This is a genomic window from Sphingobium sp. SA2 (assembly GCF_032227065.1).
In the GTDB taxonomy this organism is placed as follows: domain Bacteria; phylum Pseudomonadota; class Alphaproteobacteria; order Sphingomonadales; family Sphingomonadaceae; genus Sphingobium.
Genome location: NZ_JAPMXX010000006.1, coordinates 486,606 through 510,681, shown reverse-complemented (window position 1 = coordinate 510,681; position 24,076 = coordinate 486,606). Strand labels below are relative to the sequence as shown.

The window sequence follows — 24,076 nt, the reverse complement described above, 5'->3', positions numbered from 1 at the left end:
TGGCGGGTGATTTCGAAGGCCCCCGCCACGGCCGCAGTGCTTGAGTAAGCAAGAGGATATTTAGCATGAACAACGTGAATGCCATAGAGGAGACCGAGAGCTTCATCCTCGACCAGCGTGAATGGCTGATCGAACATCGGCAGACGCGCGCGATGAGTTGGGCGCAGTTGCATAATCTGATCGGCCGGGCCGGTAGCTCCCTGTCCGCCTTCTGTTCGGGCAAATATAATGGCGGTCCCTTTGCGGGCGGCAATGGCGAGATCGCCAAACAGATATTTCGCTATCGTCAGACACTCCAGCGCCAGGCCGAGTTGAAGGTCGAAGCGCCGGTTATTCCCGATTTCTATGAAACCCGGACGGCGATCGAAATTCACCATCTGTTGTCCTGGGCGCAGCGGGGCCGGATGACCTATTGGGTCGGCGGCCCTGGCACTGGCAAGACAACGGCCAGCATCGAATATGCGCAGCGGGCCAGCAACGTCTGGTATGTTCCGGTGCTGCGTTCGACCAAGCGCATTACTGCCCTTTGCACGGCCGTGCTGGCCGCGATGAAGGATTTTACCGGTCCGACCGGCGAGTCCGCGCTGTCCACCTATGTTCGCGGCAAGATGCAGGACACCGGCGGCCTGCTGATCCTGGACGACGCGCAGAATTTGCCGATCGACCTCATTGAGGAAGTGCGCGGCTGGTATGACCTGACCGGCGTCGGTGTCGCCTTTATCGGCAACCCGACGATCGTCAATCGGATGGAGGGTGGCGCGCGCGCCGCCGACTTCGCCCAGCTCTATAGCCGCATCGGCATGCGCATGATCCGCGCCTTGCCGCTCAAAGACGATATCGATGCGCTAGCAGCGGCGTGGGATGTGGACGACAGCGCGGTGATCGCCTTTCTGCACAAGATCGGCACGAAGCCCGGTGGGCTGCGTAGCTGCACCTACGCCATGGAGCTGGCGGTGATGATGGCGAGGGGCGACCATAGCACCCTGTCCGCCAAGCATCTGCACGCCGCCTGGTCGCAGCTTTCGACCCAGCCGGTGATGGCATGAGCGTCGAGGCAGAGATCGGCGGCATCAAGGCGCTGCTGGGTGTCCGATCAGATAGCGCGCTCGCAGCGGCGCTCCACCTGACGAAGAGCAACGTGTCGATGTGGAAGCGGCGCGGGCGCGTGTCGGTGCAGGTCATGCGCCGTGCCGAGTTGATGGCCCGCCACGGCCAAATCGCGCCGGTCGAGAGCATAGAGCTTATCGCATCGGAGATCGCGCTGCTCCATCATCGCCTGGAAGACACGCGGATCAGCCCGGCAAAGCTCGCGGTCAATCTGGAACAGTTGGCGGCGCGCGCCCGCGCCCTGGGCGGTGACGCATGAGCGGGCTGCTCGACAAGGCGCTGCACGCGCTGCTGACCGATCCGGTTTCTGGCGCGCCGCTCAGCGCCGTGGACCGGCTATTGCTGGCTTATGGTCTGATCGCCGCGACGATCCAGGTCATCCTGATCATCGGCCTGTTTCTCAATCTGGAGCCGGTGCAATGAGGGTGGCGCTCTCCCCCGCCGACGCCCAGGTCATCCGGCTGATGACCGCGCGGATGGCGCTGCGCGTGCCGCGCCCCGTCGGCGGGCGGGTGCGCGTCGCCGATATCATCGACCAGGTCGCCTACGAAATGGGGCTGCACCGGTGCGACCTGTGCGGTGCTGATCGCCGGTCGGTGCTGTTTCGCGGTCGCGCGGCGATTTGCTGGCTGGCGCGCCAGCTGACGCCCGCCAGCTTTCCCCAGCTGGGCGCGATGCTCGGCGGGCGCGACCATAGCAGCGCCCACCACGCCTATTGCCGCGCGCTGGAAATGCGCGAGCGCGACCCGGCCTTCCACCGCCTGACCGACCGCATCCTGACCCATTTTCGTGATCTAGAGGAGGATTGACCATGGACCGAGTTGAACAGGTAATTTCGGACCTGAAAGACGTGCAGACCATCTTGGATGAGGGGTCTTCTTATTTCGAGGCAGTGGAAGCAGCGATCGTGTTGCTGTCCAGTGATCTGCCGTGTTCGGTGAAGCTCCCGCCGAACACGATCATTTGCGCCGGTTGCAGCATCAACACGCTGTTCGCTGCTTTGAGCCTCCATGATCGACCCAGCCACTTTGGCGAAGGAGACGCATGATGGCTGCACGCCGCGTCCTGATCGCCAAGGTGCATATCGCCAAGGCGCAGCTGGGCCTCGACCCCGACACCTATGAGGGCGTGCTGATGCGCGTCGCCGGTGTCACCAGCGCCAAAGATTGTTCGGACCAGCAGCTGCGCCTGGTGGTCGAGGATTTTACCCGGCGCGGCTTCACGTCGAAGGCCAAGGCCAAGCGCCCCGGCCAACCGCGCCGCGCCGACCATGCGGTGGCGGGCAAGGCGCGGGCCTTGTGGATCTCGCTGTCGCTGCTCTGCGCGCTCGACACGCCGCCCGAAGCCGCGATCGCCAACGACAAGGCGCTGGAGGCCTTCGCCAAGCGGCAGCTGGGCTGCGACCGGCTGCAATGGGCGGACCAGGTGCAGGCCGACCGGCTGATCGAGGCGCTCAAGGCGATCGCCGAGCGCCATGGCTGGGACCAATCAACCAAGGGCGTCGCCAAGGCCCATTATATCCATGTGCTGAAGGTGCGCCTGTGCGACGCGATCCTCGCCAAGCTCAAGCATACCGGCATCGCCCATGCCGACTGGACGCTGGGCGGCGCGGCCTTTCGCCTGTGTGGCATCGGATCGGCCAAGGATGCGACGCGGCTGATGTGGACGTCGGCCGAGGTCGAGCAGATGGCGGCGGCACTCGGCCGTCACCTGCGCGCGCATGGCGGGCCTGGCGCGTTCCTGGCGGTGCAGCCATGACCCGGAACACGCGCGGCCTGCACCATCGGGTCATCTGGGAAGCGCAGCCATTGGTCCGGTCGGCCGATCGGCCCCGGCCGGTGGCGATGCGCCTGGTCGTCCTCGCCTTCATCGCCGGGCTGCTGGTCGGCCTGGTGATCTGAGCCCATGCGATGAGCGAGCGCCTGACCACCCATGAATTGATCGCCCTGATGGGCGAGGATGCCTTCGTCGCTCTGACGGAGGCATTTGGTGGTCGGCGTCTCTATGTGCCCGGCACGATCGCTGCCGACCATGACATCAGCCGCGCGATCGGCGCGGACGCCGCCACCCGGTTGTCGGAGCGGATCGCGCCCGATGTGATCCGCGTGCCGCTTGCCCGCGACCTGCGGGCACGGCGCTACCGCGCGGCGGGTCTGAGCAATGGCGCGATCGCGACAAGGCTTGGCATTACCGAGCCTGCTGTTAATAAGCTGTTCAAGCGATCGGCCGATCTGCCCGCCAAGGGCGCGGCGCTGCAGCTGGGGCTTTTCCCCGAAGATTGAGTTCATGGCCTCAAAGGAGGCCATGCCCGGAAGGGCCATAAACCACCATTGCTGTCGTCATGATCGACGCAGCCAAACCCCCCATCGCCCCAAAAGTTCAGCGAGGCCGTCATGGCTGACGCCAGCGGCCGGAGCGCCGTCGCCTTTCTCGCTGCGGGCGCGCTCGTCGCTGCTCCAGCCGCTTTGGTCGTCAACGACCAGGGTGCCGAGGTCGCGACCGGGCTGATCGAAAAGTGGGAGGGAACGGTGCGCGTTCCCTATCGCGACATCGTCGGCAAATGGACGGTCTGCACGGGCGAGACGCGGGTGCCGATGCGGACATATACGCTGGCCGAGTGCCGCACCTTCCTGCGAACCGCGATCCGTAGCGATTTCGGCAAGGGCGTGTTGGCCTGCACGCCGCAAATCGCCACCACCGTCTACCAATTGGGCGCGGCTATCAGCGTCGCCTACAATATCGGTATCGCGGGATATTGCGGGTCCAGCATGGCCAAATTCTTCAAGTCGGGTGACTGGTATGCGGCTTGCAATGCTTTCGCCCTTTGGAACAAGGCAGGGAAAGTGATCGTCACCGGGCTGGTCAATCGTCGCAATGACGAGATGCGCGCCTGCTTCACGCTGTTGCCGCCCGAACGGACATTGACGCCAAAGGTGAAGGCATGAGCCTTGCGCTATGGCCCCGCTTCATCGTCGGTTTCATCGGCGAATTGCTGCTGGCGCTGGGGCGCTGGCTGATCGAGCGGCCGGTGCGGCTGGTGATCCTGGCGCTGCTGCTGTCGAGCGTCTGGCTGTGGATCGGCCGCGATCGCGCGCGCGACCTTGCCGCCGATCGGCGCGACCAGGCCGCCGCCTGGCACGCCAAGTTCGACGCGCAAAAAGCCGAGATGCTCAAGCTGGTCGGCCAAGTGCGCGCCGCGCGCATCGAGGCGGCGCGGCTGGACCAGGCGAACATCGCCCGCGTCCAGGCCGAATGGGACGAAGACCAATCGGAGGTGATCCATGACTATCAAGCTGACCTTGCCGCTGCTCGCGATGATCTTGCTATCTGGATGCGTCGTGGCACGGGACCGGGTGCAACCAGCGTTGCCGGTAGTGGCGGAAAGCCGGTCCTGCCCGGCCTTCCCGCCGTGCCCGGCGGAACTGTGCGGGCCGGTCCAACGGCCACCCTGGATGAAGCCGAAGCCGACGCCGTAACCGATAACACGTTGCGGCTGGAGCATCTGATCGATGCCTGGTCGCGCGCGGCGGCGATCGACACGTCGCGCGCGCCAAACGACGCCCGCTGAAAGGGCCTCCACCATGTTTTCCAATCCTGATGAGGCGGGGCAGATCGTGAGTAATACAGGAATTTTCCCGGCCATATTGGCCTTGCTGGTCAGCCTTCTGAACATCGCCTGGACCTGGCACATGCGCAGTCAGTCGGCAGCGGCCGACCGCGTCACGAAGCTGGAGACCCGGCTCGACCTGGTCGAAGACCGCCAGATATCCGTCGAAGAGCAGCTCAAGCATCTGCCGACGAAGGACGATATCGGCGCGATCCGCATCCAGCTGGAACATGTGCTGGGCAAGATCGGCAGGCAGGAAAGCGAAATCTCCAAGATCGACCGGGTTCTGAACCGGATCGACGATTATCTGCGGGCGAAAGCATGATGGACTGGGAACAGAAGAACGCCGAGGATGGCCGCCTGGTGATCCTCAAGGAACTGGCCCAACAGATTGATGGGCGGTTGAACGAAGTCAGCATCCAGCACGTCCTGGACGCCTTTGCCATCAAGCGATCGCGCCAGTGGATCAGGACGCAGCTGCTCAAGCTGAAGGAACTGGAAGCGGTGCGGGTTTCGGAGGCCGGGACGGTGATGATCGCGCAGATCACGTCGCTGGGCCGCAACCATGTCGAGCGCCGCGAGATCATCGACGGCGTATCGCGCCCGTCCGACGATGCGTAGCCGGGCCGGGCGCGGGAAGCTGCGCAAGGTCCAACTGATCCCCGCCAATGCGATGGCGCTGCTGTCCCAAGCGGGCGTGCGCGCGTCGGCGGGTGAGCCGCACAGCGTCGTCGGCTATTATGACCCGGCTGGCGAACCCCGCCGCGTCGTCGCCCGCTATGCCGATGGTTGGCGGGCGGACCTGCGCTTTCATGTCGATGGCACCTATTCGCTGACCCAATCGCTGCGCATGCGCGCTGTCGCGGTGACGCCAGTGATTGCAGAGGGGACGGCAGGCGTATGACTGACACCGCCGATCGCCGCGCGGGTCGCGGCCATTTGTCGTCGATCGACATGCTGCCCGACGAAGCCGACGATGATCTGGCCTGGGCGATCGAGCAGCTGCGCGATCGCACGATGCCGCAGACGGCCATCGTCGGCGAGTTCAACAAGCGGCTGGCCGACCGGGGAATCGCAGGCGTCAGCAAGTCGGCGTTCAGCCGGTGGGCGGTGCGCAAGGCAATCCAGTTCCGCAAACTTGACGAAGTGCGCCACATCACGTCCGAGATCGTCGGCGACCTCGGCGCGGACGGAGCCGACCAGGTGACGGTCGCCGTGGCCGAAATGCTCAAGGTCGCGATCTACGAGCTGCTGGAAAAAGGCACGGCCGACAGCAAGGGCGTCATGGAAATGGCGCGCGCGCTGACGTCGGTCGTATCGGCGCAGAAGACGTCGCACGAACATCGCCGTCGCCTGGAAGAGCGCGTCGCGGCGCAGATGGAACAGGCTGGCGACAAGCTGGAACAGGTCGCCACCGAACGCGGCATGACGGCCGAGACCGCTGCGCAGATCCGTCGCGATGTTTTAGGGCTGCGGATATGATCGGCCGCCTGCTCTGCCGCCTCGGCCTCCATCGCATGCGCCTCGTGGGCAAGCGCCCGCTGCCGCCCGCGTTGCCGCTGTTTCCCAGCCCGCTTTACCTGCGCTACCGCTGTCACCGCTGCGGGCATCAGGATTGGGACTTCCAGCCATGATCCCGCCCAAGCCCCCTGCCACGGGCAAATCCATGCTGGCGGCTGGCGCTGCCATGCTCGGCGCGCTGTCCGCCCAGGCGCAACAGATGCCAGCGCCCGCGCGACAAGCGCCGGTGCTGTCGCGCGACCCTGGCCAGCTACCGCCCGAATTGCCGCGCGGCTTCGAACTGCCCGCCGATCATGATCCGCTGGCCGACGGCATCCTCATGGACCACCAGAAGGAGTGGCTGGAGGATCAGTCCGACCTGAAGCTGGGGGAAAAGGGACGGCGCACCGGCATCACCTATGCCGAGGCGCTGGACGACACGCTCATCGCGTCGTCGGCCCGGTCGGCCGGTGGCGACAATGTGTTCTACATCGGCGACACGAAGGACAAGGGCCGCGAGTTTATCGGCTATGTCGCCCACTTCGCCCGGATCGTGGCGAAGGAGCTGGTCGAGGTCGAAGAGTTCCTGTTCGAAGACGAGCGGGAAGATGGCAGCTCCAAATTCATCAGCGCCTACCGGGTCAGCTTTGCGTCGGGCTTTCGCGTCGAGGCGCTGTCGTCACGGCCGGAGAATATCCGTGGCCTGCAGGGCGTGGTCGTCATCGACGAAGCCGCGTTCCATAAGGACGTTCGCCAGGTCATGGACGCGGTCAACGCGCTGCTGATCTGGGGCGGGCGCATCCGCGTGATCAGCACGCATAACGGCGTCCTTAACCCCTTCAACGAACTGATCCGCGAGGCCAAGGCGGGCAAGGTTCCTTATTCGCTGCATTTCATCCCCTTCTCAAAGGCCGTTGAGAACGGTCTTTACAAGCGGGTCTGCCTGACGCGGGGCAAGGTCTGGAGCCAGGAAGCGCAGGACGCCTGGGAAAAGCTGATCCGGGGTGCCTATGGCGCGCGCACCGCGCAGATGGCGCAGGAGCTGGATGCGATTCCCGCCGACGCGGAAGGCGCGGCGCTGTCGCGAATCGTGATCGAGCGCTGTTCTGATCGCACCGTGCCGGTCGTGCGCTGGCAATTGCCCGACAGTTTCAAGGAAGCCCTGCCGCCTGAACGCAAGGCCATCACCGAGGCGTTTCTGCGCGACAAGCTGCGCCCGCTGCTCGATCGGCTGGACGGCGCGCGCCGCCACGATTTCGGGATGGACTTTGCGCGCAGCGGCGATGCCTCCGTCCTGATCGTCACATCGACCGAACAGGACCTGGTGCGCCGCTGGCGGCTGGTAGTCGAGCTGCGCAACGTCCCCTTCGAAACGCAGCGCGACGTCGTGTTCTTCGTCGGCGATGCGCTGCCGCGCTTTGGCCATGGCGCGTTCGATGCCACCGGCAATGGCGGCTACCTCGCCGAGGTCGCGCGCCAGAAGTGGGGCGAGCGGATCAGCGAGATCAAGCTCAGCCAGGAATGGTATCGGGTCAATTCGCCGCCCTATATCGAGGCGTTCGGCGACAGCGGCAGCGTGATCATCGCAGGCGACGACGATATCGTGCGCGATCACCAGGCGCTCCAGTTCGTCGGTGGCGTGATCAAGGTGCCCGACGACATGCGCTACAAGGGCGCGGATGGCCTCGACCGGCATGGCGACGCGGGCATTGCGGGGATCATCGCCTGGTTCGCGTCGCGCCAGGACGCGGCTGAATATGGCTATCAGGCGGTGCCGGTCGCTCGCGGGTCGATCTATGGCGCGCAGGAGGATGACTGGGAGGGCGAGGATCAGCCACGCGGCTGGTGGAAACCGCCGCTGGGCAGTCGGTTGCGCCGGGCGCTGGCATGGCTGGCGCACACAAGCCCCACAAGCGCGCAGCAGGGCCGAGCGGCCCATCGGGTCGCAAAAGTTCTCCTTGAGCCTGTGGGTGCCCTTTTAACCCTTCTTAAATCGATGTTTGCCGGGCGGGAGCAATGGACATGACGGTGCTGGTCGATCATCGGGGCCAACCCCTGCGCAAGGAGGTGCTGACCCGCGACGTGGCGGGGCCGACGCTAGCCGGTGTGCGGTCGCCTTTCGCAGGCTACCCCGCCGATGGCCTTAACCCGGTGCGCCTGGCGCGCATCCTGCGCGGCGCGGACCTTGGCGATCCGCTCGCCTATTTCGAACTGGCGGAACAGATCGAGGAGCGCGATCCGCATTATGCGGGTGTGCTGGGGACTCGCAAGCGGTCGGTCGCGCAGATCGACGTGACGGTGGATGCGGCCAGCGACAGCGCGCAAGACGTGGCGATGGCCGACATGGTGCGGGCATGGATCGACCGCGACGAACTGGCCGATGAGATGTTCGATATCCTCGACGCGGTCGGCAAGGGCATCAGCTTTACCGAGATCATCTGGGACACGAGCGAGGGGCAATGGTCGCCCAAGCGGCTGGAATGGCGCGACCCCCGCTTTTTCACCTTCGACACCCATGATGGGCGCACGCCGTTGCTGCGCGGCGGGATCGAAGGCAATGAGCAGGACAGCCCACTTCCGCCGTTCAAGTTCATCCAGCACCAAGTCAAAGCCAAGTCGGGCCTGCCGGTGCGGTCGGGCCTGGCAAGGCTGGCGTCGTGGGGCTGGATGTTCAAGGCCTTTACCCAGCGCGACTGGGCGATCTTCACGCAGACCTATGGGCAGCCGGTGCGCATCGGCAAGTTTCGCGCCGGTGCCAGCAATGAAGACAAGGCGGTTCTGTTTCGTGCGGTCGCGAATATCGCGGGCGATTGCGCAGCGATCGTGCCGGAAGGCATGTCGATCGAGTTTATCGAGAGCAAGAATGTCGGGCCGGGCAGCGAGCTATATGAGAAGCGGTCGGACTGGCTCGATCGCCAGATCAGCAAGGCGGTGCTGGGCCAGACCGGGACAACGGATGGCAAACAAGGCGGCTTGGGCGACGGCGGCAACAAAGTGCATGACGGTGTGCGCGAGGATATCGAAACCGCCGATTGCAAGGGAGCGGCTGCCACCCTCAACCGCGATCTGGTGCGGCCTTGGATTGACCTCGAATTTGGTCCGCAACGGGCTTACCCCCGTCTTCGCATCGGTCGGCCCAAGCAGGAAGATATTGCCGGGCTGGTCGAGGCGCTCCAGACGCTGGTGCCGATGGGTATGCGCGTGCAGGCAAGCGAGATCCGTGACAAGCTGGGCCTGTCTGATCCCGACGCCGCAGCCGAGCTGCTGCGCCCGCCCGATGCTACGTCTGCACCAGGCGATCAGTCGCGCGTGGTGCAACCCTCGCTGCGATTGATCCAGGCGCTGCAGGCGGCGGGTGCGGGTCAGCCCATTCCGGCCGACGCGATCGGCGATCGGATGGTGCAGGATACGCAGCCCGACATGGCCGAGGTGCTGGAACAGATTGAGGCGATGATGGCGGCGGCCAGCGACCTGGACGAACTGGGCGAGATGATGCGCAGCGCCTATGGCGACCTGCCGATCGGCCGCATGGCGGGCAAGATCGCCGATGGCCTGGCCGCTGCCCGCGCGGCCGGTCGTTTCGATGTGGCGGAGGGCGCGAGTGCCTGACCAGGCCAGCACTCTATCGGGTACGCTGCGCCGCCCGTTCAGTGAGCAGGTCGCCTTCTTTCGCGGCAAGCTCGGCAATCTGGTGCCGACGCAGTTCTGGGATGATCTGGAACGCGAGCAGCATGATACTGCTTTCATGGTCGCGGGCGCGCAGAAGGCCGACCTGCTGAGCGATCTGGCGGCGGCGGTCGATCGCACGATCGTCGAGGGCAAGAGCCTGGAGGCGTTTCGCAAGGATTTTCGCGCGATCGTCGAGCGGCACGGCTGGCATGGCTGGACTGGTGAAGACAGCTTGGGCGGTCGCGCCTGGCGCACCCGAACGATTTACCGCACCAACGCCTCGACCAGCTATGCAGCGGGGCGCTACGCCCAGCTGGTTGCGGGCAAGTTCGCCTTTTGGGTTTATCGGCATGGGGGGTCGAAAGACCCACGCCACGAGCATCTGCACATATTCGACGGGCTGTGCCTGCCGCCCGATCATCCCTTCTGGAAAATCTTTTACCCGCCGTCCGACTGGGGATGCAGCTGCTATGTGGTGGGCGCGCGCAGCGTTCGGGAAGCACGGCGGCTGGGCGGCGATCCCGACAAAAAGCTGCCCGCTGGCTGGGATGCGATCAACCCCAAGACGGGCGTGCCGAACGGCGCGGGGCGCAACTGGGACTATGCGCCTGGCGCAAGCGTCGCGCCGATCGTGACGGCGACGGCCGAGAAAATCCGCCATTGGGATCATCGGATCGGCAAGGGCTTCATGGAAGGCGTGCCGGAAGCGATACGCGACGCGCTCGCTGAAAGCTACCGATCCTTGCCATCGGTCGCCGATGACGTGCGGCGCTATGCGCGACGCATCGTGGAACAGACGGCGGGCCAGATCGAGCCGCTGCGCACGCTTGGTCTGGTCGGCCCGGCCGAGGCGGGCCGCATTGCCGCGCAGCTCGGCGACGACATTCCGCCGCTCGACCTGTTCGACTTTTCCCTGGCGCGCAACGATGTGATGCACGTCCAGCGGGTCCATGGGCGATGGGAAACAGAAAAGCCGCGCGGCCAGGTGCCGATCGCACCCGACGATTATGCGCTACTGCCATCAATCATCCAAAGACCGGACGCGATCGAGGATGGCGGCCTGTCCGATATCGGCGAGCGGCTGGTGCGCTATGTGAAGGTGTTCAAGGGGCGGCGCTATGTCGCGGTCTTTGCCATCCGCACGGGGCGCAGAACGCTGGGCCTAAAAACATTCTATTCCGGGGGGAGTGAAGACGCGCCCCCGCGCTAAACGTCCATGGCGTCTCCCGGTTATGAACCGGGCGCTACGATGTGCGCGTCTTCTTTGAGTGATATAGCGATGATCAAGGTCGATTTCAAATATGAAGCGGTGGCGCAGGCGCTGGGCGAAGTATCCCGCCGCCTGGACGACATGACGCCGCTGCATGAGAGCATCGGCGAATATGTCGTGGAGGTCACCAAGCAACGGTTCAAGCAGGGCATCGCGCCCGATGGCACCGCCTGGGCACCAAAAAGCCCCGTCACGCTCGCGGCCTACAAGGCGCGTGGCGACGGCGACCGGCCCGATCCGCTGATCGGCCCATCGCGTCGGCTGTCCAGCGAGATTGCCCGGTTCGCCACGGCCGACAGCGTCGAGATCGGATCGTCGCTGGAATATTCCGCTGCCATGCAGGATGGCGCGCGCCAGGGCGCGTTCGGCCGCACCGCGCGCGGCGGGCCGATCCCCTGGGGCGATATCCCGGCGCGCCCCTGGCTCGGCCTCTCCGAAGAGGATGAGGTCAACATCATCGACATTGTCGACGACTATCTGGAACAGGCCTTTATCGAGCGCGGCTTCAACGGTTGAGCTTGTCTGGCATTTGATTTCCGGGGCGACCGGTGGCAGGTTGCCCGCGCCGCACGACGGGGCAAAGCCCTGCAAATCCGCGTGATGGCCTCCGGCGCGGCCATGTTTTGAGGCTTTGCGCGCAGGCACAAGAGCGGCATGTCCAAGCCGCTTTCCACCATTGCTCTGTGTTCCGCGCTCGCCCTTGGCGACTGCGCCACCGCGCCTGACTGGATACATCTGCTCCCGACCGGTGAAATCTTCACCAATGACGGACGCGGTCCCTATCGCGTTGCCGACGCGCTGGCGCTGATGGCCAGTTCGATCAAGGCGGGCGACAAGCTGGTCCTGGACGAAAACCACGCCACCGACCTCGCCGCCCCGCGCGGCGACGAAGCGCCCGCGCGTGGCTGGATCGTCGAGCTGCAACAGCGCCAGGACGGCGTGTGGGGCAAGGTCGAATGGACCGACACCGGCCGCCGCAAGGTCGAAGCCCGCGAATATCGCGGTGTCTCGCCGGTCATCCTGCACCGCAAGGACGGGACGATCGACGCGGTGCTGCGCGCAAGCCTTACCAACAAACCCAATTTTCGGGGCCTCGTGGCCCTTCACCAGGAGGAAAGCATGGATTTTCGTGCATGGCTGATCGAGGCACTTGGCCTGGACAGCGAGGCCGACGACGCCGCCATCATGGCCGCGCTCGAAAAGAAGATGGCGGCCAAGACCGAGAACGGCAAGGAGGGCGGCGAAACCGCGCTTCAGGCCGCACTGGCTCCCATCGCGCAGGTCATCGGCCTGTCTGCCACGGCGGATGCGGCTGCGGTGCTTGCCGGTGTGCAGGGTCTCGCCAGCGGCGGCGATACTGCCATCACCGCGCTCCAGTCCGAACTGGCAGGCGTCACCACCCGGCTCAATACGCTGCTGGACGACGGCAAGCGCAAGGATGCCACCGCCTTTGTCGATGGGGCGATCGCGGACAAGCGGGTCGGCATCAAGCCGATGCGCGACCGCTACATCAGCATGCACATGGCCGATCCGGTCGGAACGGCCGAGCTGATCAACGCCATGCCGTGCCTCGGCGCATCGGGCACCAGCATGGTCGCACCCGCCGACGCCAAGCCCGGTCAGCTGAACGACGCCGACACCGCCGTGATCGCGATGATGGGGATCGACCCTGAGGCTTACAGGAAAACGCTCGCCGCGCAGGCGGGCCTGCAGGAGGCACGCTGATGGCCGCTCTTACCGCCGATCGTTCCACGCCCCAGCGCACCGGGGATATTGAAAGCCACCCGGTCAACGGCGCAACCACCATCTTCGCGGGCGCGCTCGTCTGCCTGGATGCGACCGGCTTCCTGGTGCCCGGTTCCACCGCCACCACCCTGGTCGCACGCGGCCGGGCGGAGGAAAATGTCGTCAACGCCGGGGTGGATGGCGACGAAGTCTGCCGCGTTCGCCAGGGCCGTTTCCGCTGGAACAACAGCGCGGCCGCCGACGCCATCACTCGCGCCGAGATCGGCGACCCTGCCTACATCGTCGATGACCAGACGGTCGCCAAGACGAATGGCGGGGCCACGCGCTCGGTCGCAGGCACCATTCGCGACGTGGACGCCCAGGGCGTCTGGGTCGAGACGCTCTAAGGGAGTTCCCAGACAATGATCATCAACGCCGCAAATCTGGCAGCGGTTCGCACCGGTTTCAGCACCGCCTATGCCAATGGGCTGGGCCAGGCGGAGTCGCAGTTCGCCCGCGTCGCCACCACGGTGCCGTCCAGCACCAAGGAACAGAAATATGGATGGTTGGGCAAGATGCCCAATGTCCGCGAATGGCTGGGCGGTCGCGTGGTGCAGAGCATTGCCCAGGGCGACTATGAAATCCGCGAGAAGAAGTGGGAGCTGACGCTCGGCGTCGATCGCGACGATATCGAGACCGACAATATCGGTGTCTATGGCCCGCTGTTCGAAGAAATGGGCATGTCGGCGGGTTCCTTCTGGGACATGCTGGTTTGGCCGCTGCTCAAGGCTGGCTTTACCACGCCCTGCTATGACGGCCAGTTCTTCTTCGACACCGACCATCCCGTGCTGGATGCAACGGGTGCCACCATCTCGGTCGCCAATACCGACGGCGGCGCGGGCGCGCCCTGGTTCCTGCTGGACGTGCGCCGTCCGCTGAAACCCATCATCCTGCAGAAGCGCAAGGACTTCAAATTCGTATCCAAGGACAAGGATACGGACGACAATGTCTTCGACAATAACGAGTTCATCTATGGTGCCGACGCCCGCGCCAATGTGGGATTTGGCTTCTGGCAATTTGCGTGGGGGTCCAAGCAGACGCTCGACCCCGCGCATTATGAAACGGGGCGCGCGGCGCTGACTGGCATGAAGGGCGACCATGGTCGCCCGCTGGGGCTTAACCCCAATCTGCTGGTCGTGCCGCCCAGCCTGGAAGGCGCGGGCCGCGCACTGCTCCAGTCGCAGCTGGTCAATGGCGGCGAGACGAACAAGTGGGCGGGCACCGCCGAACTGCTCGTCGTTCCTTGGCTCGCCTGATCATGGCGGCCGCACCCAAAAAGACGCCTGGCCCTGCCAAGGCGTCGCCACCCCCCGCCGACCTGCCGGTTGACGGGGAAGCCGCCGCCATCGTGGCCGCTGCCACCGCTACGCCGATCGATGGCAAAGCCGGGTTGGTCATCCCTGTGTCCGTGTCGATCGACACGCTGCTGGAAGCGTTGCGCGATAATGACGATATCGCCGCCGTCACCGCCTTGCGGGTGGTCGGGCCGCGCCAGGGCCGCCGCCGCGTTGGCCGTGCGTTCGGGCCTGAAGCCGTCACCATCCCGCTGGTGAACCTCGGCGAAGACGAGCTGCGCGCCATCGATGGCGATCCGGCACTGACCTGGTCGATCGTTCAGGCCGCGCAGGACCAGGGCGTCGAGGAATGAGCTATGCCACGCAGGCCATGCTGGAAAAGCGTGTCGGTGAGCGGACGCTGGTGCAGCTCACCGATCGCGGTGAGCTGCCAACCGGCCAGATCGACGCCAGCCTGATTACCCAGGCGCTGGCCAATACCGACGCGGTCATCAACGGCTATGTCGGCAACCGCTATCGCCTGCCGCTCGATCCCGCGCCGGACCTAGTCACCGACCTGGCGCTGTCGATCGCGCTCTACAAATTGCACGTCTATGCGCCCGACCAGAAGGTGAAGGACGATTACGACCAGGCGTTGCGGACGTTGCGCGACATCAGCAGCGGCGCGGTCAAGCTCGACGTCGCCGGTGTGGAACCGACCGCGTCCGGGTCAAGCGGCGTCCAGTATATCGATCGTGAGCGCCCGCTGACGCCCGAAAGCCTGACCGGTTTCATCTGATGTTCGCGGCCGTCGATCAGCGGTTGAAGGACATCATGGCGCTGGCCGGACGCATCCGGCCCGCCGCCAGCCTGTCTGAACTGATGGCGCGCGGCCAGGCACCGCAGGTCTGCCCTGCCGCCTACGTGCTGCCACTGGGGATTCGCGGCGGATTGTTCAACGCGATGGCGAACCTGATCGTGCAGGACATTGTCGAGACGCTCGGCATCGTCCTGTTCCTGCGATCCGCAGGAGACGCGACGGGCGGCCAGTTGACCGACCAGCTGATCCCGCTGCGGAACGCCGTCATCCGCGCGATCGTCGGCTGGGCACCCCAGTCCGACTGGCTGGAAGCGGAAACGGTGGGCGTGTTCCGCCTAGCGCGAGGCGAGCTGATCAGCCTGTCGGCCGGGCTGCTGATCTACCAGCTCGACTTTGCTTTGGACGACCAATTGAGGATTTGAAATGGGTTTGAAAAGAGGTTCAGCGCCCGATGAAAGGGCCAACGACACCGCGACGACGGGACCGGACGCATCGGGCACCGGTGCGGGAACTGGGACTGGGACTGGAGCGCAGGCCACCACAGCAGCGTCCGATCCATCGCTGCCCACGCCGCCGCCGATCGCCGCGCCGATCATCGCCGTGGACGACGACGGCCAGGAGCGGCCGATGTCGGGCGGCAGCTTCGTCCGCATCAACGGCAAACTCACAAGGCAGGAGTCGTAAATGGCCGAACCGATCAAATGGCGCAGCAAGCTCATCCTGGTGAAGGCTGAACCGCTCAACGCCTATGGCGTCGATGCCGCGCCCACCGGCGCGGTCAACGCCATGCTGCTGACCAATGTCCAGTTCCAGCCGATGGAAGGCCAGGAGGTCAGCCGCAACCTGGAACTGCCCTATATGGGCGCGCAGGAAAGCCTGCCGGTCGGTCTCTATTGCGTGCTGACGGGCGACTTCGAACTGGTCGGCAGCGGCGCGGCAGGCACCGCGCCCGCCTGGTCGCCGCTGATCCGATCGTGCGGTGTCGCCGAGGTCATCACGCCGGGCGAGACGGTCGAATATACGCCGATCACCGAAGACCATGAGAGCGTGACCGCCTATTTCCAGATCGGGGTCAATCGCTATGTCATGCTCGGCGCGCGATCGACGGCGCAATTCAGCATCAATGCGATGGGAATCCCCGTCTGCCGCATCACGATGACCGGCCTGTTCACGATCCCGTCGGTCCAGGCGCGGCCGACCGTCAACTTGACCGCCTGGCAGAAGCCGCAGGTCGCGAGCAAGGCCACCACGCCGGTGTTCACGATCGACGCGATGCCGCTGACCGGTCGCGATTTTCAGCTGACCCTGGGCTGCGAGGTGCAGCCGCGCATGTTGTTCAACCAGGAGCGCGTGCTGATCGTGGACCGGGCCGAGACGATCAGCCTGACGGTCGAGGCGGTGCCGCTGACCACTTACAATCCGATCACGGCGGCCGGATCGCCCACCGTCGAAGCGCCGCGCGTGCCGATCGAGGTCGAGCATGGCACGATCGTCGGCCGCAAGGTCAGGATCGAGGCGCAGTCCTGCGTCCAGCAGCGCTTCGCCGGCAGCCAGGAAAACCAGAAGATCGAGGAGTGGCCGCTGACATTCATGCCGCTCCAGGTGGGCGGCAATGACCAGTGGAAAATCACGGTCAGCTGACCCCAGTCATACCCGCCGAGAGGGCAATGATCCGTCACTGGCGTCCGGGCTGGTGACTGGGGAGTCAGACCATCGGCGGCGGGCCGTGACGCACCGCCGCCACCAGACCTACCCCACAGCAGCCAAGGACTCCCCGTCATGTTCGTTGTCGATCCCAATCCTACCTTCACGCACCCCGTCAAAGTCAAAGTGCCGGTCGATGGCGGCTATGAGGAGCAGAGCTTCAAGGTCACCTTCAACGTCATCCCGACCGACGAAGTCGCCGATTTCGACCTGGGCAATGGCGAAGGTTCCACCGCCTTCCTGCGCCGCGCGGTCAAGCACATGGATGACCTCATCGGCAAAGATGAAAAGCCAGTCCCCTATAGCGACAAGCTGCGCGACCTGCTGCTGGGCCAGCTCTACGTCCGCAAGGCGCTGGCACGGGCCTATTTCGATGCGATGTCGGGCGCACAGTCGGGAAACTGACCGCCGCCGCGCGACACTGGGCGCGTGGCGGTTCCCGCGACCTCAGCGAAGCGGCGGCCGATGCGCAAGCGCTGGGCCTGCCCGCCGAGATGATCGCCGATCTTACCGTAAAGGAGCCGGGCTTTCCGGTGTGGCCGCAGAATATGTCCATCGTCATCGCCTTCCTCGCCGTTTCGACCCAGTGGCACCTGCTGTCGCTGGGCACGGGCGGCGTCTATTGGCAGGGGCTGGACTATGCGCGCGTCGCCGCGGGCCTGGACAAGGCCGGGATCGCGCTGTCGCCCGAACAATGGTCCGGCCTGCGGCTGATGGAACGCACCGCCGCGTCCGCGCTCAACGGCTATCGCGGGTGACGCGGCCATGAGCTTGAAAACCTCGCTGATCATCACGGGCGACAGCTCGACGGCCGTCGATGCGGTCGAAGAGCTGAAGGACAGCATCGAACAGCTCGGCACGCGGAGTCGCACGACCGCGACGGACCAGGCTGCGCTGACGACGGCGACCAACACCACCAACGCCAGCGCGCGCGGGGCGATCGTCGCGCAGACCGGCGTCGCCGCTTCGACCACGGCGGTCGCCACCACATCGCGCGCGGCGGCGATCGCCCAGGGCGCGCTGGCGGTCGGCACCGAGGTCGCGACCGGGGCGATGGCGACGTTCGGCGTGTCCGCGCTGACGGTGCAGGCGATCCTGACGGGCGGGCTGTCGCTCGCGATTACGGCCGGTATCGCCTTCATGACCGGCTTTGCGAGCGAGGCGCTGAGTGGCGCGGATGCGCTCGACATTGAGGGTGAAGCCGCTGTTTCATTGACGGATCAGATTGATGCTCTGAACGATGCCTTGGCGCGTGAAATAAAGACGCAATATGCGTCTGAGGTGGCTGCGCTTGCAAACGCGGAGGCCCATCGGACGCTGGCTATTCAAGCGATCAAAGCGCGTGAGGCGCTGCTCCAGAAGGCGATCGCCGAGCAGAAAAACTCCCCTGACCGGATTACCCTGGCCAGTCCGGGCGCAAATATCCGTGTCAACCAAGGGCTGGAATTGTCCGCCAGCGTTGCAGACCTGCGAAAGCAACTCGCCGATGCGAAGGCAGACCTTGCCGCGCGCGAGAAGGAGATCATCAAAAAGCTCCAGCCATTTACTGAGCGGGGAATCGCAGCGGCAAATGATCCCCGCGAACGGATCGGTCTTAACTACGAGCAGCAGCGGATCAGGTTGGACACGCGGCGCGACCAGATGGGCGAGACGGCCTATGCGCGCGAACGGATCAAACTCGACCAGCAACGCACTGCGGCGGTGGAGGCGCTCAATACCTCCGAACGCAAGGCAAGCGCCACGCGCCGGAGCGGCACCGCCATCGATCGCGAAGCCGCGCAGGCGCAGAAGAAATTGCAGGCGGACCTGGAAGGCGTGATCGGTCGCTATGATCCGGCGCGCAAGGCGGCGTCGGACTATGCCGATGAGCTGGAGCGGATCGCCAAGCTGGAGAAGGCGGGCAAGATATCGCCTGAAGATGCGGGGGATTATCGCGCGCAGGCCAGTGCTGGCTATCTGGGCAAGGTGATCGACTGGGGCAGCATCAAGCCGCAGGCCGACGACGAAAAGGAACTGATCGAGGCGGCGGGCGCGATCGACAAGATCGTCCAGTCGATCGAGGACGAGACGGCGGCGTTGGGCGCGTTGACGCCGGTGCAGCGCGTGCAGGTCCAGTATCGCAAGGAACTGGCGGCGCTGGCCCCGGAGGAGCGGGAAGCGGCGGCGCAACGCATTGCCGATGCCCAGGCCGAGAAAGACGCGACCGAGGACATCAAGCACGCCACCGAGGATGCGCAGCGGGCCAAGGAACAGCTGGCGCGCACCGCGATCGACGCATTCACGGCGATCGCGGTCGGCGGGCAAAAGGCCAGCGACGTGATCAGCCGCCTGGCCGAGAGCATCGCCGCCGCCGCGATCGAGGCGACGCTGTTTGGCACCGGGCCGATGGCGGCGCTGCTCAATGGCGCGGTAGCGCCAGACGCGGCGAAGAGCGGGGGCGGCGTCGCGGGCCTCGCAGCCGAGCCGGTCGGCAAGTCGATCGCCAAGGAACTGGAAGGGTCGCTCGACCGGGTGTTCGGCGAAAAGGGCGCGTTCGGCAAGACGATGCGCAATGCGGGCCTGGGCTACGCGGCCGGGGGCGCGACGGGCAGTCGCACGGGCGGCGCGATCGGCGGGATGATCGGTGGCGAGATCGGCAAGCAGGTGCTGGGGTCGGCGCTGGGGTCGCTCGGCAGCTTCGCCGGGCCGATCGGCGCGATCGCGGGCGGGCTGCTGGGCGGCGCGATCGGCGGCATGCTGAAGAAAACCAAGTCTGGCGCGGCCAATATCACCAGCGTCGATGGCGATGCGGCGCTGTCGGGCAATAGCGAAAAGTTCAAGGAAGCCGCGTCCGGGGCGGCTAGCACGATCCAGGGCGGGCTGTCGGATATTGCCGAGATGCTGGGCGGCCAGGTCGGCGGCTTCAACGTCACGATCGGCCAGCGCCATGGCGATTGGCGCGTGCGCGAAGGCGCGGGTTCGCTCAAGATCAAGAAGGGGGCCAAGGAGTTTGACGACGATCAGGCAGGTGCGATCGGCTATGCGATCCAGCTGGCCGTCACGCAGGGCGCTATCAAAGGGCTTTCACCGGCCATTGAGAAGGCGCTCAAATCCTCGACCGATATCAACGAAGCGCTGGAAGAGGCGCTGAAGGTCCAGGAAATCGAGATATTGATCGGCGGCCTTGGCTCCGAACTCGCCCAGCAGTTCAAGGCGCTGGAAACCCAGGCCAAGGAACGGGTGCGGATCGCCACCCAATATGGCTTCGACGTCGTCGCGATCGAAAAGAAGAATGCCGAAGATCGCGCGCGGCTGATGGAGGACATGCTGGAAGAGCAGGTCGGCAGCCTGCAGCGCCTGGTCGATGAGATGACCAGCGGGTCGATGTTCGAAGGGTCGGCGATCGAGCAGCGCGACGCTTTGCTCAAGGAGATTGAGCTGGCCAAGGCCGACCTGGTCGCGGGCAAGGATGGCGCGGCCGATGCGCTGGCCAGCTTGTTCCAGCAGCTTTACGCCGTGTCGGAAGAGGCTTTCGGGACGACGGGACAGTTTGCGGCCGACCGGGCGATGATCATGGACCAGGCGCGCCAAGCGATCGCGGCGGCCAACGCGCAGATTGCGGCGGCAGCCGGGATGCAGGCCGGTGCGACGGCGACAAGCGACCCGGCGCTCAAGGCGACCAACCAGGCGCTCGACGAAAATAACGACCAGAATGCGCGGCTGATTGCGTTGCTCGGCACCCTGCCCGCCGAGATCGCGGCGCGACTGAACGGGATCGGCTATGCGCCGCTCGACGCCGCGTCGCTGGCGAGGACCAGCTGATGGCCGCACCCCTGATCCTGGTCGAGGCGCAGCCGCGCCGCATTGCCGATGGCGTCGCGGAAACCGTGCGCCTGGCGGGCGGCGGCGGCGCGCGGCCCTACCATTATGCGGATGTCCATTGGCGCGCGGGGATTGAGGCGCTGCCGACCATCACCGCCAGCCTAGACTATGATGGCGAGATTATCGGCGGCGGCGTGCCGCAGGCCATGACGTTGAGCTTCGCGCCCAATGGGCAGGCGGCGATCGACCTGCTGGCCGCCTATTATTGGCGCGATGCGGCGATCACCGTGCGGATTGGGCCGGAAGGCGCGCTGCCCCCCGTCATCGCGCAGGGCACGGTGTTGGACACCGCGATCAGCGAGGGCAAGCTGGCGATCGCGCTGGCCGATCCAGCCGCCGACCTCAAGAAGGTGCTGCTGACCGAACGCTATGCGGGCACGGGCGGACTGGAAGGTCCGGCCGAATGGGAAGGCCTGCTCAAGCGGCGCGTGTGGGGCCGCGTCTTCAACCTGTCGGCCGAGCCGATTGATGCGGCGAACAATGTCTATTGCCTGGCCGATCCGCTGCGGCCGATCGACGCGATCGTCAGCGTGCGCGACCGGGGCGCACCCGCCGCCGCAATGACGTTCCTCGCCTGGCAGGGCACGGCGGCGGCGACGCTGGCGGCGCTGCAGACGTCGGTCGTGCCGGAGGGCGGCTGCGTCGTCAGCCCGTCGATCGCCTGCCTCAAATGGTGGACCGAGCCATCGGGCGACCTGCATGCGGACGTGCGGGGCGAGATCGGCAGCGCCTATGTCGAGACCACCGCGCAGATCGCGCAACGGCTGGTCGAGGCGCTGGGCGGCCCGGCCTTCGTTGCCGGGACGGTCGATGCGGCCGCGCTGCTTCGGCCAGCGCCCATCGGCTGGGTCGCCAAGGATGAAACCACCACGGTCGCGGCGATGCTGGATGAGCTAATGGCCAACAGTTCGCTGATGTGGCTGCTGGCTCCATCGGGCGAGATCGTCATTCGGCCATGGGCCTGGGGTGCCAGCGTCGCCAGCGTGCAGAGCGAGGATGTGTCGCGGATCAAGCAATTGCCGCCCGTCACCACGCGCCGCCTCGGCTACCGTCGCAACGAGTCGCGCATGGCGCGCGGCGACCTGGTGGCGATCGTGCTGGCGACCGAGGTCGCCTATCTGGACGGCACGCCCGCCGAAGAACTCAAGCCCGCCGAGGGTGGGTCCGACGTGACGACCGGCGTGATCGGCGTCGCCGAGATCAAGATCGCGGCCGAGTTTGGCGGCGCAGTCACCGAGTCGCTGCCGCGCCTGCAGGCCTTTCGTTTGATCCGCAATGCAGTCGATGTGACCGACGACAGCAGCTGGTCGGTGACGGTGCAGTCGGGCACCATCGCCGCGTCGATCGGCACGGACGGCGTCCTTAGCCTGGACGCCAGCGCGGGGGTGCTGACCAACTCCGTCCTGATGATCGAAGCCAGCTACAACAGCCGCACCTATCAGGCGGCCGTGCGCGTCAGCAAGATATTGTCGTTGCCTCCGTCGGGCGGCACGTCGGGCGCATCGGGCGGCTTTGCGGGCGGGATCAACTCGGCGGTCATGTCGCCCATCTCGCGGGAGATCACGATCGAGGTCGGCGAGGATGGCGCGGCGGCACTGAGCGCAAATTATACCTTCACCGTGGATGGATCGTTCGACACCTTCCACGTCGCGGCGCAATGGTATCGGTGGAACGGCACCGCCTACGTGGCACTCGGCAGCGAGCAGGGCAGCACCGACCCGGCGATCGGCGGCCGACCCAGCATCGGCGAGCCGGGTGAGCCAGGCACCGGCACTTGCGGCTTCAGCGACAGTGGCCTGACGCCATCGACGTTCCAAAAATACCGCCTCTACATGCGGGCCATCAGCGGGTCGGTGCTGCGCACGGTCAGCGGCTCCTACTCGGTCGTGGGGAGCTGATGATGCGCTACTATCTTTTGGACGACGCCTATCATGCGAGCGCGCAGGACGTGCCACTGCCGGGCGGCGCGATCGTGGTGCCGCGCCTGCCCATCGAAGGCGAGCGCTGGGACGGCGACGGCTTCGTCTGCGACGACGAGATCGCGGCCGACATGGCGGTGCCGAGCGACCATGTCGCCCGCGCCCATATGGTCAAGCAAGTCGAAGCGGTGTTGATCCTGTCGGGCTGGCCTCTGACCCATGGCCTGCTGGCCGAAGAAGCCGCCGCCAACGGACTGGACATCAACCTGCTGGCGCAACGCGTGCTGGACAATGCGGCGGCGTTTCGCGCCCGCGAGTCCGCGCGCCGCAGCCGCAAATGGCAGGCCCGCGCCGGAGGTGACGCATGACCACCGTCGATCCCGTCTATGCCCAGTGGCTGATGGCCGACACGCTGTGGACGCTGGCGACCGATACGGTCGGCGCAGCGCGCTGGGGGACAAGCGGCCTGACGAAGGAACGGCCGACCACGATCGCCACCAGGGCGGATGCGGAGGCCGAGGCTGCGCGCCAGTTGGCCTTCATGGGTGCCGGTGGCCCGATGGCGCTTGATAGTCACCTGTTGCCGGGCCGGTGGGAGCCGGTGCGCGGTCAGGTCATCACCATCCATGGCAATCGCCTGGGCTATGCGGGTGGCGTCGATGTGTTCCTGCTGAGCGCCGACGATGTGCTGGCGGCCGGGACCAGCCGCGTCACTGTGTTGCGGCGGTTGTGATGGGCAATATCCTGATCACACCCCCAGCGGCGATCTCCGCGCTGACCGTGTCGCGCGGATCGGGCGCGGACAATTTGCTGACGCCCGACCCACGGGAGGCATGGGTGGACAGCACGGTCGGCACGCCGGTCACGATCGACATCGATCTGGGCATTGCGCGCGTCATCGACACCGTGTTCCTGGGCAGCCTGTTCAACGCGCACCCGGATGCGACCTGGGCGATCAGCGGCGGCCTGGCGGGCTATGGCGATGTGTCGATCCTGGCGATCGGCGTGCTGCGAGTCCCGGAGAGGGGCGACTGGCGGCGGCGCACGATGAGCCATGCGCTGTGGTTCGGAGCCAAGCATCTGGTGCGCTATCTGCGCATCGCCATTACCCAGCCGGGTGACGCGACGCCCCTGTCGATCGGCGCGCTGATCGTCGGCGAAGGTTTCCAGCCTCGTCTGAACAAGGAATGGGGCGCTGAGCGCGGCGTGCGGGACAGCAGCAGCGTCACGCGCCTGCCCGGCGGCGGCGTCTCCGTGGTCGAGGGCGCGCGCTATGCCACCTATGGCTGGACGCTGGGCGACCTCAGCACGGTCGAAGCCGATGTCCTGTTCGAGCTGGTACTGGATCGCGGGGAATCGCGGCCGGTGGTGGTGGTCGAAGACCCGGCCACGTCGATCGGCCTGCGCAACCGCATCCATTATGGCGCGCTCACCGGCTTGCGTTCCTTCACGCGGCGCAATGTCGCTCAGACCAGCTGGCAGCTCGTCTGCGAAGATTGGGCGATCGAGCCTGATCCCATCCTGCAATCCGATATTCCGTCGATCCTGGGGGCCTGATCC

General features: G+C 65.8%; 34 protein-coding genes. All 34 read left to right on the top strand.

Going from position 1 to position 24,076, the window contains the following annotated elements; all coding sequences use genetic code 11:
• Positions 1-65 precede the first annotated feature (65 nt).
• The 34 genes from OVY48_RS10010 to OVY48_RS09845 all read left to right on the top strand — a co-directional run bounded on the left by OVY48_RS10010 (position 66) and on the right by OVY48_RS09845 (position 24,073).
• Complete coding sequence (locus OVY48_RS10010; protein ID WP_313922757.1) at positions 66-1,046, top strand: AAA family ATPase; 981 nt, start codon at positions 66-68, stop codon at positions 1,044-1,046.
• Entirely contained in the window at positions 1,043-1,366 is a 324-nt protein-coding gene (locus OVY48_RS10005; protein ID WP_313922756.1) for a hypothetical protein, read from the top strand. The genes OVY48_RS10010 and OVY48_RS10005 overlap by 4 nt, the downstream gene beginning before the upstream one ends.
• Positions 1,363-1,530: a hypothetical protein gene (locus tag OVY48_RS10000; RefSeq protein ID WP_313922755.1), complete on the top strand. Its 168-nt coding sequence runs from the start codon at positions 1,363-1,365 to the stop codon at positions 1,528-1,530. The genes OVY48_RS10005 and OVY48_RS10000 overlap by 4 nt, the downstream gene beginning before the upstream one ends.
• Positions 1,527-1,916: a helix-turn-helix domain-containing protein gene (locus tag OVY48_RS09995; protein WP_313922754.1), complete on the top strand. Its 390-nt coding sequence runs from the start codon at positions 1,527-1,529 to the stop codon at positions 1,914-1,916. Before OVY48_RS10000 ends, OVY48_RS09995 begins: the two co-directional genes overlap by 4 nt.
• Positions 1,917-1,918: 2 nt before the next feature.
• The gene (locus tag OVY48_RS09990; RefSeq protein ID WP_313922753.1) at positions 1,919-2,155 is read left to right on the top strand and encodes a hypothetical protein; all 237 of its coding nucleotides are present in this window, start codon (positions 1,919-1,921) and stop codon (positions 2,153-2,155) included.
• Entirely contained in the window at positions 2,152-2,865 is a 714-nt protein-coding gene (locus OVY48_RS09985; protein WP_313922752.1) for a regulatory protein GemA, read from the top strand. The genes OVY48_RS09990 and OVY48_RS09985 overlap by 4 nt, the downstream gene beginning before the upstream one ends.
• Positions 2,862-3,008 carry a hypothetical protein gene (locus tag OVY48_RS09980; RefSeq protein WP_313922751.1) on the top strand — a complete coding sequence of 49 codons (147 nt, stop codon included), beginning with the start codon at positions 2,862-2,864 and terminating at the stop codon, positions 3,006-3,008. Before OVY48_RS09985 ends, OVY48_RS09980 begins: the two co-directional genes overlap by 4 nt.
• A gap of 9 nt (positions 3,009-3,017) precedes the next feature.
• Positions 3,018-3,389 (top strand): hypothetical protein, encoded by a 372-nt coding sequence (locus OVY48_RS09975; RefSeq protein ID WP_313922750.1) that lies wholly within the window; start codon positions 3,018-3,020, stop codon positions 3,387-3,389.
• Between the two features lie 111 nt (positions 3,390-3,500).
• Positions 3,501-4,052 carry a lysozyme gene (locus tag OVY48_RS09970; protein ID WP_313922749.1) on the top strand — a complete coding sequence of 184 codons (552 nt, stop codon included), beginning with the start codon at positions 3,501-3,503 and terminating at the stop codon, positions 4,050-4,052.
• Positions 4,049-4,675, top strand: coding sequence for a hypothetical protein (locus OVY48_RS09965; RefSeq protein WP_313922748.1), 627 nt, complete (start codon positions 4,049-4,051; stop codon positions 4,673-4,675). Before OVY48_RS09970 ends, OVY48_RS09965 begins: the two co-directional genes overlap by 4 nt.
• Before the next feature lie 46 nt (positions 4,676-4,721).
• Positions 4,722-5,039 (top strand): DUF2730 family protein, encoded by a 318-nt coding sequence (locus OVY48_RS09960; RefSeq protein ID WP_313922747.1) that lies wholly within the window; start codon positions 4,722-4,724, stop codon positions 5,037-5,039.
• Entirely contained in the window at positions 5,036-5,335 is a 300-nt protein-coding gene (locus OVY48_RS09955; protein ID WP_313922746.1) for a hypothetical protein, read from the top strand. Before OVY48_RS09960 ends, OVY48_RS09955 begins: the two co-directional genes overlap by 4 nt.
• Positions 5,328-5,618 carry a hypothetical protein gene (locus tag OVY48_RS09950; RefSeq protein ID WP_313922745.1) on the top strand — a complete coding sequence of 97 codons (291 nt, stop codon included), beginning with the start codon at positions 5,328-5,330 and terminating at the stop codon, positions 5,616-5,618. The genes OVY48_RS09955 and OVY48_RS09950 overlap by 8 nt, the downstream gene beginning before the upstream one ends.
• Positions 5,615-6,196 carry a DUF3486 family protein gene (locus OVY48_RS09945; RefSeq protein WP_313922744.1) on the top strand — a complete coding sequence of 194 codons (582 nt, stop codon included), beginning with the start codon at positions 5,615-5,617 and terminating at the stop codon, positions 6,194-6,196. Before OVY48_RS09950 ends, OVY48_RS09945 begins: the two co-directional genes overlap by 4 nt.
• Complete coding sequence (locus tag OVY48_RS09940) at positions 6,193-6,348, top strand: hypothetical protein (protein WP_313922743.1); 156 nt, start codon at positions 6,193-6,195, stop codon at positions 6,346-6,348. The genes OVY48_RS09945 and OVY48_RS09940 overlap by 4 nt, the downstream gene beginning before the upstream one ends.
• Positions 6,345-8,240, top strand: a complete 1,896-nt coding sequence (locus OVY48_RS09935) for a hypothetical protein (RefSeq protein WP_313922742.1) — start codon at positions 6,345-6,347, stop codon at positions 8,238-8,240. The genes OVY48_RS09940 and OVY48_RS09935 overlap by 4 nt, the downstream gene beginning before the upstream one ends.
• Positions 8,237-9,823, top strand: a complete 1,587-nt coding sequence (locus OVY48_RS09930) for a DUF935 domain-containing protein (RefSeq protein WP_313922741.1) — start codon at positions 8,237-8,239, stop codon at positions 9,821-9,823. Before OVY48_RS09935 ends, OVY48_RS09930 begins: the two co-directional genes overlap by 4 nt.
• On the top strand, positions 9,816-11,093 hold the full coding sequence (locus tag OVY48_RS09925; RefSeq protein WP_313922740.1) for a phage minor head protein: 1,278 nt from the start codon (positions 9,816-9,818) through the stop codon (positions 11,091-11,093). Before OVY48_RS09930 ends, OVY48_RS09925 begins: the two co-directional genes overlap by 8 nt.
• Before the next feature lie 69 nt (positions 11,094-11,162).
• Positions 11,163-11,669: a phage virion morphogenesis protein gene (locus OVY48_RS09920; RefSeq protein WP_313922739.1), complete on the top strand. Its 507-nt coding sequence runs from the start codon at positions 11,163-11,165 to the stop codon at positions 11,667-11,669.
• A gap of 138 nt (positions 11,670-11,807) precedes the next feature.
• On the top strand, positions 11,808-12,878 hold the full coding sequence (locus tag OVY48_RS09915) for a phage protease (RefSeq protein WP_313922738.1): 1,071 nt from the start codon (positions 11,808-11,810) through the stop codon (positions 12,876-12,878).
• A complete protein-coding gene (locus OVY48_RS09910; protein ID WP_313922737.1) occupies positions 12,878-13,285 on the top strand; it encodes a hypothetical protein in 408 nt (135 codons plus the stop codon). The genes OVY48_RS09915 and OVY48_RS09910 overlap by 1 nt, the downstream gene beginning before the upstream one ends.
• 15 nt (positions 13,286-13,300) lie before the next feature.
• Positions 13,301-14,194: a Mu-like prophage major head subunit gpT family protein gene (locus tag OVY48_RS09905; protein WP_313922736.1), complete on the top strand. Its 894-nt coding sequence runs from the start codon at positions 13,301-13,303 to the stop codon at positions 14,192-14,194.
• A gap of 2 nt (positions 14,195-14,196) precedes the next feature.
• On the top strand, positions 14,197-14,586 hold the full coding sequence (locus tag OVY48_RS09900) for a hypothetical protein (protein WP_313922735.1): 390 nt from the start codon (positions 14,197-14,199) through the stop codon (positions 14,584-14,586).
• On the top strand, positions 14,583-15,011 hold the full coding sequence (locus OVY48_RS09895) for a DUF1320 domain-containing protein (protein WP_313922734.1): 429 nt from the start codon (positions 14,583-14,585) through the stop codon (positions 15,009-15,011). Before OVY48_RS09900 ends, OVY48_RS09895 begins: the two co-directional genes overlap by 4 nt.
• Entirely contained in the window at positions 15,011-15,454 is a 444-nt protein-coding gene (locus OVY48_RS09890) for a hypothetical protein (RefSeq protein WP_313922733.1), read from the top strand. Before OVY48_RS09895 ends, OVY48_RS09890 begins: the two co-directional genes overlap by 1 nt.
• 1 nt (position 15,455) lies before the next feature.
• Positions 15,456-15,716: a hypothetical protein gene (locus OVY48_RS09885; RefSeq protein WP_313922732.1), complete on the top strand. Its 261-nt coding sequence runs from the start codon at positions 15,456-15,458 to the stop codon at positions 15,714-15,716.
• Positions 15,717-16,673: a hypothetical protein gene (locus tag OVY48_RS09880; RefSeq protein ID WP_313922731.1), complete on the top strand. Its 957-nt coding sequence runs from the start codon at positions 15,717-15,719 to the stop codon at positions 16,671-16,673.
• Positions 16,674-16,811: 138 nt separating this feature from the next.
• Complete coding sequence (locus tag OVY48_RS09875) at positions 16,812-17,141, top strand: hypothetical protein (protein ID WP_313922730.1); 330 nt, start codon at positions 16,812-16,814, stop codon at positions 17,139-17,141.
• 89 nt (positions 17,142-17,230) lie between these two features.
• Positions 17,231-17,494 carry a DUF1799 domain-containing protein gene (locus OVY48_RS09870; RefSeq protein ID WP_313922729.1) on the top strand — a complete coding sequence of 88 codons (264 nt, stop codon included), beginning with the start codon at positions 17,231-17,233 and terminating at the stop codon, positions 17,492-17,494.
• A gap of 7 nt (positions 17,495-17,501) precedes the next feature.
• A complete protein-coding gene (locus OVY48_RS09865) occupies positions 17,502-20,537 on the top strand; it encodes a hypothetical protein (RefSeq protein ID WP_313922728.1) in 3,036 nt (1,011 codons plus the stop codon).
• A complete protein-coding gene (locus OVY48_RS09860; protein WP_313922727.1) occupies positions 20,537-22,495 on the top strand; it encodes a hypothetical protein in 1,959 nt (652 codons plus the stop codon). Before OVY48_RS09865 ends, OVY48_RS09860 begins: the two co-directional genes overlap by 1 nt.
• Entirely contained in the window at positions 22,495-22,884 is a 390-nt protein-coding gene (locus tag OVY48_RS09855) for a hypothetical protein (protein WP_313922726.1), read from the top strand. The genes OVY48_RS09860 and OVY48_RS09855 overlap by 1 nt, the downstream gene beginning before the upstream one ends.
• Positions 22,881-23,249 carry a hypothetical protein gene (locus tag OVY48_RS09850; RefSeq protein WP_313922725.1) on the top strand — a complete coding sequence of 123 codons (369 nt, stop codon included), beginning with the start codon at positions 22,881-22,883 and terminating at the stop codon, positions 23,247-23,249. Before OVY48_RS09855 ends, OVY48_RS09850 begins: the two co-directional genes overlap by 4 nt.
• Positions 23,249-24,073, top strand: coding sequence for a hypothetical protein (locus OVY48_RS09845; protein WP_313922724.1), 825 nt, complete (start codon positions 23,249-23,251; stop codon positions 24,071-24,073). The genes OVY48_RS09850 and OVY48_RS09845 overlap by 1 nt, the downstream gene beginning before the upstream one ends.
• The last annotated feature ends 3 nt before the right edge of the window (positions 24,074-24,076 follow it).